The 16,602-nt window shown below is 46.9% G+C and carries 20 protein-coding genes; 3 read left to right on the forward strand and 17 right to left on the reverse strand.

Features of this window, described 5'->3' with window-relative positions:
• Positions 1 to 8: 8 nt before the first annotated feature.
• The 10 genes from L2D08_RS01000 to L2D08_RS01045 form a co-directional block, all read right to left on the reverse strand.
• Complete coding sequence (locus L2D08_RS01000) at positions 9 to 1,520, reverse strand: tetratricopeptide repeat protein (protein WP_242231845.1); 1,512 nt, start codon at positions 1,518 to 1,520, stop codon at positions 9 to 11.
• 100 nt (positions 1,521 to 1,620) lie between these two features.
• Positions 1,621 to 2,250 (reverse strand): bifunctional phosphoribosyl-AMP cyclohydrolase/phosphoribosyl-ATP diphosphatase HisIE, encoded by a 630-nt coding sequence (hisIE, locus tag L2D08_RS01005; RefSeq protein ID WP_242231846.1) that lies wholly within the window; start codon positions 2,248 to 2,250, stop codon positions 1,621 to 1,623.
• Entirely contained in the window at positions 2,247 to 3,005 is a 759-nt protein-coding gene (hisF, locus tag L2D08_RS01010; protein ID WP_242231847.1) for an imidazole glycerol phosphate synthase subunit HisF, read from the reverse strand. Before hisF ends, hisIE begins: the two co-directional genes overlap by 4 nt.
• A complete protein-coding gene (gene hisA, locus L2D08_RS01015; RefSeq protein ID WP_242231848.1) occupies positions 3,002 to 3,733 on the reverse strand; it encodes a 1-(5-phosphoribosyl)-5-[(5-phosphoribosylamino)methylideneamino]imidazole-4-carboxamide isomerase in 732 nt (243 codons plus the stop codon). The genes hisF and hisA overlap by 4 nt, the downstream gene beginning before the upstream one ends.
• Positions 3,730 to 4,368, reverse strand: a complete 639-nt coding sequence (gene hisH, locus L2D08_RS01020) for an imidazole glycerol phosphate synthase subunit HisH (protein ID WP_242231849.1) — start codon at positions 4,366 to 4,368, stop codon at positions 3,730 to 3,732. Before hisH ends, hisA begins: the two co-directional genes overlap by 4 nt.
• Positions 4,369 to 4,962 (reverse strand): imidazoleglycerol-phosphate dehydratase HisB, encoded by a 594-nt coding sequence (hisB, locus tag L2D08_RS01025; protein WP_242231850.1) that lies wholly within the window; start codon positions 4,960 to 4,962, stop codon positions 4,369 to 4,371. It abuts the gene before it with no gap.
• Between the two features lie 14 nt (positions 4,963 to 4,976).
• Positions 4,977 to 6,242 carry a histidinol dehydrogenase gene (gene hisD / locus L2D08_RS01030; RefSeq protein WP_242232041.1) on the reverse strand — a complete coding sequence of 422 codons (1,266 nt, stop codon included), beginning with the start codon at positions 6,240 to 6,242 and terminating at the stop codon, positions 4,977 to 4,979.
• A gap of 4 nt (positions 6,243 to 6,246) precedes the next feature.
• Positions 6,247 to 6,885: an ATP phosphoribosyltransferase gene (gene hisG / locus L2D08_RS01035; RefSeq protein WP_242231851.1), complete on the reverse strand. Its 639-nt coding sequence runs from the start codon at positions 6,883 to 6,885 to the stop codon at positions 6,247 to 6,249.
• Complete coding sequence (locus L2D08_RS01040; protein ID WP_242231852.1) at positions 6,885 to 8,066, reverse strand: ATP phosphoribosyltransferase regulatory subunit; 1,182 nt, start codon at positions 8,064 to 8,066, stop codon at positions 6,885 to 6,887. Before L2D08_RS01040 ends, hisG begins: the two co-directional genes overlap by 1 nt.
• Before the next feature lie 295 nt (positions 8,067 to 8,361).
• The gene (locus L2D08_RS01045) at positions 8,362 to 9,276 is read right to left on the reverse strand and encodes a DUF4003 family protein (RefSeq protein WP_242231853.1); all 915 of its coding nucleotides are present in this window, start codon (positions 9,274 to 9,276) and stop codon (positions 8,362 to 8,364) included.
• Between the two features lie 506 nt (positions 9,277 to 9,782).
• On the opposite strand from L2D08_RS01045, the gene L2D08_RS01050 reads away from it, so the two are divergent.
• Both L2D08_RS01050 and L2D08_RS01055 read left to right on the forward strand, forming a co-directional pair.
• On the forward strand, positions 9,783 to 10,085 hold the full coding sequence (locus L2D08_RS01050) for a hypothetical protein (RefSeq protein WP_242231854.1): 303 nt from the start codon (positions 9,783 to 9,785) through the stop codon (positions 10,083 to 10,085).
• Entirely contained in the window at positions 10,031 to 10,414 is a 384-nt protein-coding gene (locus tag L2D08_RS01055) for a right-handed parallel beta-helix repeat-containing protein (protein WP_242231855.1), read from the forward strand. The genes L2D08_RS01050 and L2D08_RS01055 overlap by 55 nt, the downstream gene beginning before the upstream one ends.
• Before the next feature lie 24 nt (positions 10,415 to 10,438).
• Here the strand turns inward: L2D08_RS01055 and L2D08_RS01060 are convergent, their stop codons facing one another.
• From L2D08_RS01060 to hprK, 5 genes are read right to left on the reverse strand one after another with little or no spacing between them, the layout of a single operon-like run.
• Entirely contained in the window at positions 10,439 to 10,933 is a 495-nt protein-coding gene (locus tag L2D08_RS01060; protein ID WP_242231856.1) for an acyltransferase, read from the reverse strand.
• Entirely contained in the window at positions 10,930 to 11,586 is a 657-nt protein-coding gene (gene ppaX, locus L2D08_RS01065) for a pyrophosphatase PpaX (RefSeq protein WP_242231857.1), read from the reverse strand. The genes L2D08_RS01060 and ppaX overlap by 4 nt, the downstream gene beginning before the upstream one ends.
• Positions 11,583 to 12,485, reverse strand: a complete 903-nt coding sequence (locus L2D08_RS01070; protein ID WP_242232042.1) for a nucleoside recognition domain-containing protein — start codon at positions 12,483 to 12,485, stop codon at positions 11,583 to 11,585. The genes ppaX and L2D08_RS01070 overlap by 4 nt, the downstream gene beginning before the upstream one ends.
• A gap of 35 nt (positions 12,486 to 12,520) precedes the next feature.
• Positions 12,521 to 13,348, reverse strand: coding sequence for a prolipoprotein diacylglyceryl transferase (gene lgt / locus L2D08_RS01075; RefSeq protein WP_255821767.1), 828 nt, complete (start codon positions 13,346 to 13,348; stop codon positions 12,521 to 12,523).
• Between the two features lie 14 nt (positions 13,349 to 13,362).
• Positions 13,363 to 14,301, reverse strand: a complete 939-nt coding sequence (hprK, locus tag L2D08_RS01080) for an HPr(Ser) kinase/phosphatase (protein ID WP_242231858.1) — start codon at positions 14,299 to 14,301, stop codon at positions 13,363 to 13,365.
• A 123-nt stretch (positions 14,302 to 14,424) separates the two neighbouring features.
• Between hprK and L2D08_RS01085 the strand changes: the two genes are divergently transcribed.
• Entirely contained in the window at positions 14,425 to 14,955 is a 531-nt protein-coding gene (locus tag L2D08_RS01085; protein ID WP_242231859.1) for an N-acetylmuramoyl-L-alanine amidase, read from the forward strand.
• Positions 14,956 to 14,989: 34 nt separating this feature from the next.
• On the opposite strand, the gene L2D08_RS01090 is transcribed toward L2D08_RS01085, so the two are convergent.
• Both L2D08_RS01090 and L2D08_RS01095 read right to left on the reverse strand, forming a co-directional pair.
• Entirely contained in the window at positions 14,990 to 15,337 is a 348-nt protein-coding gene (locus L2D08_RS01090; protein ID WP_242231860.1) for a phage holin family protein, read from the reverse strand.
• Positions 15,338 to 15,365: 28 nt separating this feature from the next.
• Entirely contained in the window at positions 15,366 to 16,568 is a 1,203-nt protein-coding gene (locus L2D08_RS01095; protein WP_242231861.1) for a DUF4097 family beta strand repeat-containing protein, read from the reverse strand.
• Positions 16,569 to 16,602: the final 34 nt, after the last annotated feature.

Below are 16,602 nucleotides of genomic sequence, written 5' to 3' on the forward strand. Positions count from 1 at the left end.
TATTCTGCTCAAAGCAGGTGTTCACGAATAAATTTAGCGTACTTTTGTACTGTTGAAACGGATACGCTATATTTCCCCCCCGCTTCCGACTGACTAAACGGTTCATTGCGCAGTTTGCGCCATACGTATTCTACTGCAGCGGCAAGACCCGCTGGCTTCGTCATATTTGCTTTTTGATATTGCAGTTCCAGGAAAATAGAGAACCACATTAAAAACAATCCTGCTTCCTGTGAGCCAAGCGGCCGGAAATGACGGTATAAAACAAGAGCCGTTTCATGGGCAAGACGCGTATTCATTTCACTTAAAAGCGTATGATCGATCGGCATGCCGAGGATGTCCGCCAGGTAAATTTTTTCGTATGGCTGCAGTGTTTCAATGTCACAAAACTTCGGATGCGTCATGATTTCTTTATGATCGGCCGCTAACGAAAGCAGGAAAATGCCGAACAGTCGCTCTTCATCCCGTTTCCCATTTAAATAGCCGATAATCGCCTCCGGATCACGTTCTATTTCACTTTCTGCTCTTCCAGCTCCCCACGGCTCAAGTCCCTCTTTTTCCGGATTATCCTGCAATACTTTTTTCCAGGCCGAGCGTGCGGTTTGCGGATGGTCTGTGTGGTGGGCTGCATAGGAAAGCCAGTAGTAAAACCCGGCATCTCCCTCAAACCCGCTTTTCTGGAGTTTTTTCAGCCAGCGGTAAGCCTCTTTATATCGTCCAATCAGGGCAAAGGTAGCACCGATTTTAAATTGCTGATCTGGGATAAGCGGCTGAATTTTCGCCAGCTGGTTTGCTAAATCGTTCAGTTGTTCCTGTTTTTTTTCGTAAAAGTAAAACACGATTTTATTACAGATGGCGTGCAGGTTGCCCGGGTTGCGCTCAAGTACATCCTCAAGCACCCCGTATGCTTTTTCTGATTGTCCAAGATAAAAATAGGCCAGTGCAAGATTATTGTATGCTGCCCAGAAATCCGGGTACTTCTTAACTGTTTCTTCCAAGTGTTCCGCCGCTTTGGCAAAATGGCCGCTTTCAAGCAGGAATCGTGATTTTTCCTGCATTTCAATCATCTCATCCTGTTCGGACAAGTCCTCGAACTCTTCTTCATGATCGAGCGTAATCAAATCGAGCAGGTCTTCCGCGTCTTCCCGGTACTCCCCGTGCTCAGCTAAATCCAAATACATTTGTGCATGGCGAAAAGCTTCTTTAAACGAACCGAGGTGTGCATAATTGTTCGCAAGAAAATAATGACACTCCGTCATATGAGGATCCAAGTCATCCAGTACAAAGTGAAGCAGGCCGTTTGATTGCTCATAATGCCCAAGCTCCGTTTCCACAATGGCGAGCTGACAAGCAATAACAGGTTCCAGCGGCTCAAGATCCATGGCACGCGAAAGGTATTTTTTTGCTTTCGGCAGCTCTCTTTTTTCAAGCGCCTTCATGCCTTTTATATAATAAAACTCTCCTGTCGGAAAAAATGAGACAACATTCTCTTTCTGTTTCCGGCGCATTGAGTCATTTCCCATGAAAATCCTCCGTACGTTCTGTATGATTAACTTATGTAGTATAGCATACGTACCAGCAGAAAAACAGATGAAAAGCCGGCCTAAAAAAGGCCGGCTTTTTTTATTCTTTGTCTTTCCCTTCGTGGCGGCGTGCTAGAACGGATAACACATCGTCCAAAGCTAAATCCTGTTCACGCAGCAGAACAAGCAGATGGTACAACAGATCGGCTGCTTCCCACTGAAGCTCTTCCTTGTCGCGATTTTTCGCGGCAATAATGACTTCTGCCGCTTCTTCGCCGACTTTTTTCAAAATCTTATCGACGCCTTTTTCAAACAAATACGTTGTATAAGCACCTTCCGGACGGTTTTGCTCACGGTCTGCAATAACCTGCTCCAGCTGCTGCAGAATGGAATATGGAAGTGACACATTGTCCTCTCCGTAAAAGGGTTCATCGAAGCAGCTTGTTGTGCCGCGGTGGCAGGCAGGACCAGTCGGCTCCACTTTTACAACGATCGCATCTTTATCGCAGTCAAACTGCATGGAAACGACTTTTTGTGTATGGCCGCTTGTCGCTCCTTTATGCCAAAGCTCCTGGCGGGAACGGCTGTAAAACCACGTTTCGCCTGTTTCCATCGTTTTTTTTAGAGATTCCTCATTCATATAAGCAAGTGTTAATACTTCATACGTCGTCGCATCCTGTACAATGGCAGGCACGAGTCCTTTTTCATCAAACTTCACTTCGTCAATCATCTGACGTTCACCTCTGCATTTCGCAAAAATTGTTTGACCTCTCCAACGCCGGTTTCTTTATAATGAAAAATAGAAGCGGCAAGCGCTGCATCAGCCTTCGCTTCTGTAAACACATCCAAAAAGTGCTCTGCGCCCCCAGCACCGCCTGACGCAATCACCGGAACCGAGACTGCATCACCAACTGCTTTTGTCAGGGCAATATCAAAGCCTTGCTTGCTCCCGTCTTCGTCCATGCTTGTCAGCAAAATTTCCCCGGCACCGCGCTCGACCGCTTCTTTTGCCCAGTCAATGACGGTCCGCTCAGTTGGCGTACGTCCGCCGTGTGTATAGACGCGCCACGTTCCAATTGATTCATCATATTTTGCATCAATGGCAATCACGATACATTGGGAGCCGAAAAATGCGGCTCCTTCATTGATCAAGTCCGGATTGTTTACAGCCGCTGTATTCAATGATACTTTATCTGCGCCTGCACGTAAAATGCGTTTCATATCTTCAAGAGCGTTAATGCCGCCGCCGACCGTAAAGGGAATCGCAAGCTCTGACGCAACAGCCTGCACCACATCTACCATCGTTTTGCGCCCTTCTACCGATGCAGATATATCTAAAAACACAAGCTCGTCCGCTCCCTGCTCATCATAAACACGCGCCAATTCCACCGGGTCTCCCGCGTCACGCAGCTCTACAAATTGAATTCCCTTTACGACACGCCCTTCTTTTACATCCAGGCAGGGGATGATGCGTTTTGTCATCATTCGGCCGCCACCTCCAGCGCTTCTTTCACGGTGAAGCGGCCTGTATAAATCGATTTTCCGCAGATTGCACCAGAGAGTCCGTCTTCCTTCCATTTTGCGAGTGCACGCAAATCGTCCAGTGATGAAACACCGCCGGAAGCAATGACGCTTTTTCCTGTTTCCCGTGCAAGCTCCGCTGTTGCTTCTACGTTTGGTCCAGACAGCATGCCGTCGTTGGCGATATCCGTAAAGATAAACGTTTCGGCACCTGCTTCCGCGAATTCTTTAGCAAGGTCTACCGCTTTTACAGATGACGTCTCAAGCCAGCCATGTGTAGCCACAAAGCCATTTTTTGCATCAAGGCCGATCGCGATTTTTTCTCCATATGTACGAAGCCACTGTTTGACAAGCTCCGGCTCCTTTACAGCCAGGCTGCCAATGATCACCCGATCTACACCATTGTCCAGATAATGCTTTACATCTTCTTCCGTCCGGATGCCGCCGCCGATTTGCACCTTCGCATTCAGCTTTTGGGCTGCTTCAATCACAAATGTATCATTTACACGCTGGCCGTCTTTTGCTCCATCAAGATCAACCATATGAATCCATTCGGCTCCCTGCTCTACAAAGGACTTCGCCATATCAAATGGCGAGTCCCCGTAAACCGTTTCCTGGTTATAGTCCCCCTGCACAAGGCGGACGCATTTGCCGCCGCGCATATCAATAGCCGGGTAAATAGTAAAACTCATAGCATGTCCTCCGATCGTTCCATCGCTTTTGCAAAGTTTGTCAGCAGCTGCATACCGGTTTTGCTGCTTTTTTCCGGGTGAAACTGCATGCCTGACACGTTCTTCTGCCCGACAACAGCCGGTACCTGCACGCCATAATCCGCGCTTGCCAAAAGTGCTTTTTCATCTACTCCGTCCGCATAATACGAATGAACGAAGTATACATAACCATCTTCGATGCCTTCAAGTACCGGTGCATCCTGGTGAAAATGAAGCTTGTTCCAGCCCATATGCGGCACTTTCAGCCGCTCACCGTTCGCATCGCGGTCTGGAATGTGAACAATCCGTCCCTTGAGCAGGCCAAGTCCTTCAAACTCTCCATTTTCTTCACTTTCTTCAAACAAAAGCTGCATACCGAGACAGATGCCAAGAAGCGGACGGCCGCTGTCCACATACTGATGAATAAACTGATCAAGATTCGTTTCACGAAGTCGGGCCATCGCATCTTTAAACGCACCGACACCCGGCAAAATAACGCCTTTTGTGTTGTTTAGCTCTTCTGGTGATTCACTAATCACATATGGAATGCCAATTCGCTCAAGTGCTTTCGATACGCTGAACAAATTGCCCATGCCATAATCGATAATTCCGATCATTTATAACATTCCCTTCGTTGACGGCACACCTTTTACGCGCGGGTCAATCGTGACTGCTTCATCGATCGCACGGGCCATCGCTTTAAATACCGCTTCAATCATATGATGTGTGTTTGTTCCGTAATGAATAATCACATGCAGGTTCATACGAGCCTCAAGCGCGAATTTCCATAAAAATTCGTGTACAAGCTCTGTATCAAAGGTGCCGACTTTTTGCGATGGAAAGTCAGCGCCCCGGATTTCAAAATGAGGACGGTTACTTAAATCCACCACGACTTGTGCGAGGGTATCATCCATCGGTACGAAAAAATTTCCATACCGCTTAATGCCTTTTTTATCGCCCAGCGCTTCCTTCAGCGCCATGCCGAGCACGATACCGATATCTTCCGTTGTATGGTGGTCATCTACTTCCACATCGCCATCTGCTTTAACCGTTAAATCAAAATGGCCATGGCGTGTAAACAGATCCAGCATGTGATCCATAAATGGCACGCCTGTTTGAATATTTGATTTTCCTTCTCCATCTATTTGGAATGCCAGGTCAATTTTCGTTTCACCTGTATAACGCTGAAGCTCTGCACTTCGATTCCCCATTTGCTCTCTCTCCTTTATTGGCTGCGCGCTTCAATGGCGCGGGCGTGTGCTTCTAATCCTTCCAGTCGCGCAAACGCGGCAATTTTGGCTCCGTGTTTGTCGAATGCTTTCTTGCTATACATAATGATGCTTGATTTTTTCATAAAGTCGTCTACGTTAAGCGGGCTTGAAAAGCGAGCTGTGCCATTTGTCGGAAGGACATGGTTCGGACCGGCAAAGTAGTCGCCAACCGGCTCAGATGAGTACCGGCCTACAAAGATGGCCCCAGCATGCTTAATGTCTTTCGTCAGCTCCAGCGCATTTTCTGTCATGATTTCCAAGTGCTCCGGCGCAATCGCATTAATCGTTTCAACCGCTTCTTCCAATGTTGAAGTAAGGTAAATCGCTCCATGCTCTTCAATAGAAGGCCGTGCAATGTCCTGCCGCGGCAATGCCGCAAGCTGCTGCTCGATTTGGTCTGCCACTTCTTTGGCAAGCGCCTCTGACGTCGTGACTAAAACAGCCGAGGCACGCGTATCATGTTCGGCTTGTGACAGCATATCCGCCGCCACTTCTTTAGCGGAAGCTGTGTCATCTGCGAGTACGGCAATTTCACTTGGTCCGGCAATCATATCGATATCAACATCACCGAACACTTCCCGCTTCGCAAGCGCGACAAAAATATTGCCCGGTCCGGTAATTTTATCAACGGCCTGGATCGATTCCGTTCCATATGCCAGAGCGGCTACTGCCTGGGCGCCGCCGACTTTAAAGATATCCTTTACACCAGCAATATCTGCTGCTACTAGAACACCTGCCGGCAGACGGCCGTCTGCCGACGGCGGCGATACCATTACAATCCGCTCCACGCCGGCTGTTTTAGCCGGCATCACATTCATCAGAACAGACGACGGATAAGCAGCTGTGCCGCCTGGTACATATACGCCCGCTGAGTCAAGCGGCGTCATTTTCTGACCTAAGATCGAACCGTCTTCATTTGTATACAGCCACGTTTCTCTTTTTTGCTTTGCATGAAAAGCCGCGATATTCTCTGCTGCTTCACGAATAATTTTAATGATCTCATCATCCAGCTCAGCATAGGCGTCATTAATTTCATCCTGCGTGACCTTTAAGCTGTACAGCTTCGCTCCGTCAAACTTTTCTGTATAAGCAAACAGCGCGCGGTCGCCGTTTTCACGAACGTCTTGAATAATATCACGCACGATGCGCTGCTGTTCTTCTGTTCCCGCATCTACTGACCGTTTGATTGAAAGCCCCGGTGTTACCTGTTTGATCTGGATCATGTTACCGTACCGCCTTTTCTTCAATTGTATCCGTCAAGCGGTTAACAAGGTTCGAGATCTCTTTGTTTTTTATTCGGTAGCTGACTGGATTTACAATTAAACGGGATGTGATGCCAACAATCGTTTCGTATTCAACAAGCCCGTTTTCCCGCAGCGTCCGTCCAGTTGATACAATATCAACAATTCGGTCAGATAACCCGATTAAAGGGGCCAGTTCGATCGAACCGTTCAGCTTAATAATTTCTACCTGCTCACCTTTTTCACGGAAGTAGGCAGACGCCACGGTTGGATATTTTGTCGCAATTTTTGGCGCTACTTCATTGAGTGTTGTATCTGGAAGTCCTGCCACCGCCAGGTAGCATGGACTGATTTTCAAATCAAGCAATTCGTATACATCCCGCTCTTCTTCAAGCAGCACGTCTTTTCCGGCAATACCGACGTCTGCTACCCCGTGTTCAACGTAGGTCGCTACATCCATCGGCTTTGCCAGGAAAAAGCGCATATTTTCTTCCGGCACTTCAATGATGAGCTTGCGTGATTCATCCAAGTCCGGCGGAAGCTTATAGCCTGCTTCCTGCATCAGCGCCGCCGCTTCTTCGAAGATCCGCCCTTTTGGCATCGCAATTGTTAGCATGGACATTACACGTTCCCCCCTGATGATTTTCCGACAAAAAACGTTACACTTTTGCATGACTCTGTGAATGAATCTACATCTTTTACCCCAGCCACGTCCTGAAGCAGCACGCATTCTCCTGCCGCACGGCGTTTTTGCGCTTCCTCAATCGCTTCTACACGCCGGTCGTTACTGAACAGCACACAGTGAATCCCTGCTTCGTCTTCAAGCTGGCCAATGGCTTCAAGCAAAAAGTCAACCCGCAGGCCAAAACCTGTCGCACCGGCTGGATGACCAAATTTGCCAAGCAAATCGTCATATCGTCCGCCATTCCCGATGGGTGCTCCCACTCCGTCCGCATACACTTCAAATACAAGACCTGTGTAATAGCTCATGTGGCTGACAAGCGGCAAATCAAACGTTACATACTCATCCACGCCATATTCCTGCAGGCGGCCAAACACCATTCTGAGTTCATCAAGCGCTTCGGCACCTGCACTTCCCTCGATCAGCTTTGCCGCTTCGTCAAGACAGTCCATACCGCCTGACAAGTTCAAGAATTGCAGCAAACGCTGCTTATCGATAGATGAAAGCGGGAGGTTTTTGACATGCTCGCGGTAGCCAACATAGTTTTTCTCATATAGGAAGCGTCGCAGTTGTTCAGCCCGCTCTTCCGTACCAAGAATTTGGCGGAATAGCTCGTCCGTGAATCGAATGTGCCCAAGAGACAATTGAAACTTCTCAAGACCTGTCTCCTTCATAACAGATACAAGCAGCGCAATCACTTCCGCATCGGCACTCATCGTTTCATCACCGATCATTTCTACTCCAATTTGCTCAAATTCTGCAGCTCGTCCACCTTCACGCTGCTGGGCGCGGTATACGCTCGCGGAATAAGCAAGGCGCAGCGGCACACGCTCTTTTAATAATTTCGATGCTGCCACACGCGCAATCGGCGCCGTCATGTCGGGACGAAGCACAAGTGTATTGCCCTGCTGGTCAAGCAGCTTAAACAGCTGGCGGTCCAAAATGGCTGATGCGTCTCCGACTGTCTCATAATATTCAAGTGCCGGCGTCTCAATAAAACGGTAGCCCCAGCTTCTCATGGCACCCTCAGCCGCCTCTTTTACTTTTCGTTTCGTTTCATAAATGTGCGGCAGCGTATCCCGCATTCCAACTGGCTTTTCAAACATTAACAGCTTCGACATCTTTATCACCCGATCATAGATATTTTTACTTTAGTTCGCTAATGTACTAAAGATATGTTAGTAGTAGTTTAACGGTTCTGACAATTTACGTCAAGCCCAAAAAGTGAAGAGCAGACATTGGATAACGGAAAGAATAAGACAGCCCGGGTCTATGTCGCTTTTTGCCACATAGCTGAGCTGGTTTATCAATGATTATACCGCTGTGACAGATTACACCGAAAGCCAGGAAGAGAGGGAACCACATCCTTTTAAACCTGCCCTTTTTGAACACAAATAAACCGGGGGGCTGCCCGGTTTATTCACCTGATATAGAAGAAGCTGCTACTGCACCAGCTGTGGAAGCAGCGATGACCGCCTGCTGGGATTGAATCATCGCTTGAACAGCCGCCGTTAATCCGGCAGACGATTGAATCATCTCCTGGGAAACAAACACGGCGGCCAGTATGACAGCCATATCTTTATTCCATTTTAATGCGGAAGAATTTTTTAATTCATGCACAGCCGGCACACATGTTTCTGCTCTTCCGGACAGCGCCAGTATGCCAAGTGCTGGATAATGCATGCTTTTTACTTTGATACCGTTTTGCTCAAGCTTTCGTTTCATCTGTAAAACAGCATTAGCGGCACTTTCTCGAAACAATCCATTCGCTACAAGCATATTGGCCAGGAATTGAAGATCATTCCCTCTCCAAAAGCCATGTTTATGAAAAAAATGATAATACTGTTCCGAGGCACCTGCGAGTTCTTGAATGCTTTCCGGCCGGCTGGCCATCATCGCAGCTGCTGGATAATCTTCATTTGATGTAAGTAAAACGTGATGCTTTTTCATTGTATGGTACATTTCTTTTATCCGTTCAGGCTGAACAGACGATCCTATTAAAAAAGCGGCAATATACGTGTACGGAGAAGAACGGAAACCAGCTGAACGAAGAATGTGATACTTTCTGTGCAGCTCGGCGATCCGCTCTTCTTCACTGCCGCCTTGAAGCATCAAGAGTCCAGCCATTGGAAAATGGATGGTTCGAAGGGGAGAAAACATTGATCCTGATTTTTTTATATGGGCTGAAAGTGACCTGAACGCTTCTATGTTAATTGGCTGCTGTCTGGCGGCAAATTGGGCAGCGGTTAGGAGAACAAGCCGTTTGTCGATCCATTTACCTTCTTTTTTTCGCAAAATCGCTGTGTTTTCTTCCAACAGCTTTATGTCCATTCCTGCCACTCTCCTTTTCTTTTTATACGATTTGCTGCTAAAATCGTTTCAAGAAACCGTTTTTCTGCCCCCGCGTTACTGCCAAAAGCGGCTCTGTCCTGCCCGCGTTGGTCAATTAGAAGCTGCTGGCTATTTATAAGACTAACCTCTGCTTTTTGGTGCCCAAATTCGCACTATCATGTTGATGAAGCAAACCTGCTGGACCAATTTCCTTTTAACTGTTACGGAATGAACAGCCAACTTGTTTTTGCAGCAGTAAAATAATTGGATAAAAGCGTCATTCAGACCGACCGAGGAAATACGGCTGCAGCCATGTTCTCCCAGCCGGCTTTTTTTTTATTCTGTGTGAAACTATGTGAAACTGCTTTTAATCATGCATAAAGAGAAGGAACTTTTCTAAAAAGAAAGCAGCTTTTGTTATTTCAGAGGTATATAGAAAATGAAGTACATAAAAAAAAGCGGGAATGGTCAGTTTTTTAGTCCTGTCCATCCTCGCTTTACCTTTCATGGCTGATCAGACGGAAGCAACCACCGTCAATATCATTCAATATGATGCACAGGCCGATGATAACCGGCTTGATACCGCGGCTATACAAAAAGCCATCGATAGTGTTTCTGAAACTGGCGGAACTGCCGATATTCCAGCCGGGACGTTTGATATTGCCGTTCACTCCTCTCGCAATGGCATGATCATGAAAAGCAATGTTCTGCTGCGAATGAATGCCGATTTTTTAACAGTGCCCACGGTCATACATTGTATGGAAACAAAATCAGCCCTAACGGCGGACATCTCTCAAAACCGCATTTGAGCAGCGGGATATTAATTCCCGATGGTGAAAGTAATGTGATCAGCGCTAACGATATCTCCCAAAACGCCGGGCGGGGTGTTTATACGCTGGGTCACGTAAGCGGTAACGAAATAATCCATAATACTATAACCGATAACGAACATACCGCTATTGAAACAAATGACGGTAACAGCCTTGGTATCAAAAGCAACCATGTGTCCGGCACTCATGACGCAGTGATCATCCATCATTCATCTTCTTTTGTTGTTTCCAGCAATGGAATCTCTGTTTCATTCATACCCCGGCTGCAGATTCGCCTTCTCCGGAAAAGAAAAAAATCAAAAAAATAAATCCATCATAGCAAAAAACCTGCTTCAGCCCTTTGCTGAAGCAGGTTTAATAATCATTGGGTTCCCGCCCGCGAATGCGCCCGGCGGTACATCCTTATTCACCAATGTCATGGCGGATACAATCGCGCCATCCCCAATTTCAATACCGGGCAAAATGGTGCAGTTGGCCCCAATCATGACGTTATCACCGATCACAACGGGGCCAATACGGTATTCATCGGTTAAATATTCATGTGCCAAAATAGTGGTGTTATAGCCGATAATCGTGTTGCGTCCTACCATAATCTGTTCCGGAAACATAATATCCGGCACCACCTTATAAGCAAAAGCGGTTCCTGCTCCAATTTTCATACCGAGCAGGCGCCGGTATAGTGCATTTTTCACGCGAACGAACGGAACAAAACGGCTCACTTCAATTACGGCTGTGTTTTTGAATGTTTTCCAGAACGAAACGGTTTGATAAATGTGAAAAAGCGGGTTTGCACCGCCTTTTAACGTATACCGTTTCGTCCGTCTCATTTCTGGCTGGCTCCGACCTGCAGAATATCAAGCAAATCTGCCATCGATTCCAGCATGTAATCCGGGTCATACGTATTAAGGAAATCGCGTCCTTTCAGTGACCAGGCTACACCTGCCGTTTGAACGCCCGCGTTCTTCCCGCCTTCAATATCGTGATAGTTATCGCCGACCATAATGGCTTCCTCCGGCTTCGAACCAAGAGCAGCCAATGCTTTTTGGACAGGCTCTGGATGCGGCTTCGCATGTTCAACATCATCAAGCCCGATGACCACATCAAAAAACGGATCAAGATTTGTCAGCTTCAAGCCTTTAAGGACTGTTTCGTGAATCTTCGTTGAAACAATCGCCATTTTAAACCCGTTTTCATGCAGTGTGCGGATCGTTTCGTACACACCCTCAAACTCTGTTACGAGTGCATCATGTTTTTCATGGTTAAACGCGCGGTAGTGATCGACCATTTCCATCGTCCGTTCCTTATCCAGCGCTTCAAACGTATCAATAAGCGGCGGTCCCATGAACGGATATACATCTTCGCGCTCGTATTGGTTTGGAAAATAATGATTTAACGTATGAAGAAATGATTGCACAATCAGTTCATTTGTGTTGATTAACGTTCCATCTAAATCAAACAGCAGTGTTGTAATACTTTTCATGTATGAACAGCTTCCTTTCTTGTTGCCCTACCCGGCTGCTTCCAAAGACGTGCGACAGCAATCGTTAACACAACGGCTGTGGTTACACGAATAAGGAAAAGCGGCCAAACTGGAATACCGAGTGGAATAAATATAAGTGTATCTTCAATCACCGCGTGGCAGGCGACGAGAAAAATAAAAGCCAGCGTTACATCACGCTTACTGACCCCATCTTCTTCGACCGCCTGTATCATGACTGCTGACCCCATTGCCAAACCGATAAGCAGGCCGGATGCCAGCGTCATTGACGTGTTTTCCCGCATGCCAAGAAACCGTGTAACAGGAGCGACCGCTTTGGAAAACGCATCAAGCCATTTTAAATCCTTGGCAATTTGAATGATGACCATAAGCGGAATGACAATCGCAGCCAGCTGCAAAATGCCAAAAACGGCTTTTTGCAGGCCCAGCAGCACAATAGCTCCCCATGTGTCCGGCTGAACAGCCGCCTCAGGAACCATACCGTATTGAGCAATCTCTCCGCCGCCCTGCCAGACGAGGTTGATGACGATACCGGCTGTTATCGCAAGCCCGATACGAACCGCTAGAATGATCCACATCTTCACGCCAACTTTAACGGCAACGGTCGATTCGATAAATAAATTATGGGAGAATGACAGCATCATCGCAAGAATAAACACTTCTTTCACAGTCAATTCCAGCGATAAAATCGCGCCGATCCCCGCATACAAATTGAGCGCATTCCCAATCACGAGCGGAATCGCTGCATCTCCGGATAAACCAAAAATCCCCATTAGAGGGCTGATTAAATGGATGATCCATGGCAGCACAGGCGTAAATTGCAAAATGGTGACAATAAGTGTAATCGGAAAAATCACTTTTCCCAGCTTCCACGTTGTCATACAGCCTGTCTGCAGCCCTTTGACAACTGTTTGTCTCACGATGCCATCTTCCCTTCATTTGTTTGGTCTGCATAACGCGGCAGCGTATATCTAACGCGGCGATACACAAGAAGAGCCGCTGCGATCACGATCAAGGACAGAGACAGCACCTGGGCAATCCGTAAAAAATCACCCGGAAGCATTAAACTGTCTGTACGCATTCCTTCAATAAAGAAGCGGCCGACCGAGTACCAAATTACATAAAACAGGAACAGCTCGCCGCGTTTCGGGTTTACTTTGCGCAAGACAAGCAAAAGCACAAATCCGAGGATATTCCAAACAGATTCGTATAAGAAGGTAGGATGGTAATAAGCACCGTCAATATACATCTGGTTGATAATAAATTCTGGCAAATGAAGATTCGCTAAAAATGAGCGTGTGACTTCTCCGCCGTGTGCCTCCTGATTCATAAAGTTTCCCCAGCGGCCGATCGCCTGCCCTAAAATAATAGAAGGAGCCGCAATATCCGCCAGTTTCCAAAAAGAAAGGCGGCGCTTTCTTGTAAATACAATCGCGGTAATAACCGATCCGATCAACGCCCCGTGAATGGCGATACCGCCGTTCCAAATTTGAATAATGGCTTCGGGATGCTGTGAATAGTAAGACCATTCAAACAAAACATAGTAAGCGCGTGCTGAAATAAGCGCGATTGGAATGGCCCAAATTAGTAAATCAGAAAACGTATCCTCGGGCAGGCCAAGCCTGTTTGCTTCTTTTGAAGCTAAATAAAAACCGAGGGCGATACCGATTCCGATAATAATGCCATACCAATGTACTTGAAAATTGCCCATTTCCAAGGCAATTGGATTTAACGGATATTCCAAAATGTTTTCACTCCTTACTGCTTATCATCGATTCCAGCATCATTAATGGCACCGGCCAGTTTATCTGTGAATTCCTGGGCTGCGTTCACACCCATCCGTTTTAAGCGGAAGTTCATGGCTGCCACTTCAATGATAACAGCCAGGTTTCGCCCAGGGCGAACCGGCAGGGTAATCTTTGTAATCTCCGAATCCAAAATAGGAAGTTTATCTTCTTCGATGCCGAGACGATCATATTGTTTGTCCGGATCCCACAGCTCAAGGTTTACATTCAATGTAATAATTTTATGTGAACGAACGGCTCCTGCCCCGAAAAGTGTCATGACGTTAATAATGCCCAGCCCGCGAATTTCCAGCAAATGCTCAATCAATTCTGGAGAATTACCCACCAGACGCCCAATGTCTTCCTGGCGGATCTCTACACAGTCATCTGCCACAAGCCGATGGCCGCGCTTTACAAGCTCAAGCGCTGTCTCACTTTTACCGACGCCGCTTTGACCGGTAATCAATACGCCGATTCCATAAATATCAACGAGAACGCCATGAATAGCCGTTGTCGGTGCAAGCATGGATTCCAGGTAATTGGTCAGCTGGCTCGAAAATTTAGTCGTGGTCATTTTCGAGCGCATAACTGGCACTGAATAAGCTTCTGATGCTTCAATGAGTTCGACGGGTACACTTAAATTGCGCGAAACGATAATAGCAGGTGTCTCATAGTCACACAGCTTATCCATCCGTTCTTTTTTTTCTTCGGGGTTAAGCCGCTGAAAAAAAGACAGCTCGGTCATACCAATCAGCTGTACGCGTTCTGCCGGATAATAATCAAAAAATCCTGCTATCTCAAGACCCGGACGTGATAAGTCACTTAATTTAATAGGGCGATGAAGTCCCTCTTCACCACTAACAAGCTCTAAATCGAATTTCTCCAAAAGATCAACTGCACGCACTTTTGGCATCGTATTCCCTCCTCTTCACCAAAACGAATTGCCTTCATTGTACCATGTTTCTGATTAAAACAGACGTTTCGGTATCGATTTTCCCTGTTCTCCTGTACATAAAGAACGAAAGGAGTGATTCATATGAAAATCGCCATTGATGCAGGGCATGGCCCGACAACCCGGGGCAAACGATCGCCTGGCGGAATGAAAGAATTCGAGTTTAATAGGGCAACCGCCCTGTTTCTCCGTGATGAGCTGCCAGCGGACACAATGTTCGTTCATGATGATCAAATCGATCTTTCCCTCAGAGAACGGGTGCAGCGGGCAAACCGGGCTGGTGCTGACTTATACGTATCGATTCACGCAAACGCTTTTGGCACAGGCTGGACAGAACCAAATGGCATTGAAACCTACGTTCATACGTCCCGGCCGCCCCAGTCCACGGCTGTAGCACAAGCCGTACAGCGGGAGCTTGTTTTGGCAACAGGGCGGCGTGACCGTGGAGTAAAGACAGCTGGTTTTTATGTACTGCGAAAAACCATAATGCCTGCTATTTTAATTGAAGCCGGATTTATGACCAATAAAACGGAAGCGTTCCTGCTGCAAAGGACGGATTACCGAAAAACGTGCGCAAGAGCGATTGCGTCAGCGATTCGGCTGACCTGTATGTAGTTAAAAAAGCAGGAAGCGACTGCTTCCTGCTTTTTTATTTTCTTCTTAAAATGGTCGATTGCAAAATCATATTGACCAAAGCCATAATGATGGCGATCACAAGCGCGAGCCCGAAACTTTCAATTTCAAATGCGTAGCCCATAATGCTATCTGTCATCAGAAGCGTAATAGCGTTAATGACAAATAAAAACAGCCCAAGTGAAAGCATCGTGATCGGCAGTGTTAAGATCACAAGCACCGGCCGGACAATAAGGTTTAAAACGGATAATACCAGGCTGGCAATAACTGCATAGAAGAAACTATCAACATGCAGCCCTGGAAAATAGCCTGCCAATGCAACAAGCAAAATGGCATTAATAAGCACGCCTGCTATCCAGCCCATTCTGAAAACTCCCTTGCTTCTTTAGTAATTAAATGCCCTCCCCAAACGAATCCTCGTCCGAGCCTGGCGGCGGTGTCTGGCGCAATGAAGACATCCGCAGTGTAATCGAGCCCGTTTTCGTTTCAGCATCAATCATGAGCTGACGGTCACCCATCACGTTTTCACTTTCAAACTTCAATGATTTTTGGATGCGCTCATCTTTTTCTGAAACATGGCCCATTCCTGTTTCCGGCAGCGTCAGCCGGCCTGCGGTTGTGCGAATCTCTCCTTTTACAGCAAGATCCTGCGGTACGTAAAGTTCAATATTTCCCGTCATGGATTCAGCGCGGACTGCCTCGGCCTGATCTCTTTTCGCATCGTATAGCAGGTTGCCATTAAACGTCTGCAAATCGGCAAACCGATAGGTGCCGACCATATGAATCGCACCGTTAAACGTATTAAGCTCTGCCCGTTCTCCTTCACAGTCAATCAGGCGGATCGGGCCGTTTCCTGTTTCTGCTTCGATCACCGCAATGCGGCTGTTTTTCAATTCTATTTTCCCGTTTCCGGAACGGACCTCAAGCTTCCCTGCTTCTACATCCCTCATATCAAAGGCACCATTAAACAGCTTCACCGATGCATCATCCAGTTCCTTTGAAGGGATAAAAAGCGTAATATCTGTTTTCATCAGCTTTAAGCCGACTGAAAGAGACAGTTTATCTTCGCGGGCATAAAAAATGCTGTTTTTCAAAAAGGACTGTTTTGCTTCTTCTTCCGTAGAAACGCCAAATACTTTCACATGGCATTCCGCTTTTACACCTTCGCCATCCCATGGACGGACGGTAACGGATCCATTCGCTGTCTCAAGCTTTAAACGGCGCGGCGTTACATTTTGCTCATGAAAAACATGTGTAAATTCAGTTCCTTTTCCGACAAACGGCATTTCTACATCTTTCAATCGTTTAACAGCTGACTGCATAAACTCGAATAACTTGTCTTTTGACTGAGTAACGGTTTCGGTTGTCGGGCGCTGGCCGGCCATTTTTTGACCGAACTTCTCCAGTTCTTCAAAAAGGCCGCCCAGATTGAAGCCTTTCGAGCTCTCTTCCTCTTTTGCTGCAGAAGAACGCGTTTCTTTCTCGCTTGAGATGGTGCTGCCCTTCTCTAAGGCTTCAATCAATTTAACTGCTTCATCCGCTGAAATCACTCCGGATTCAACCATTTTTAATATGCGCAGTTTTTCTTCGCTCATCAATGTAAACCTCCCGTTTTTCGTTTCTATTCGT

Origin of the sequence: Domibacillus sp. PGB-M46 (genome assembly GCF_022668875.1) — a bacterium.
Taxonomy (GTDB): domain Bacteria; phylum Bacillota; class Bacilli; order Bacillales; family Domibacillaceae; genus Domibacillus.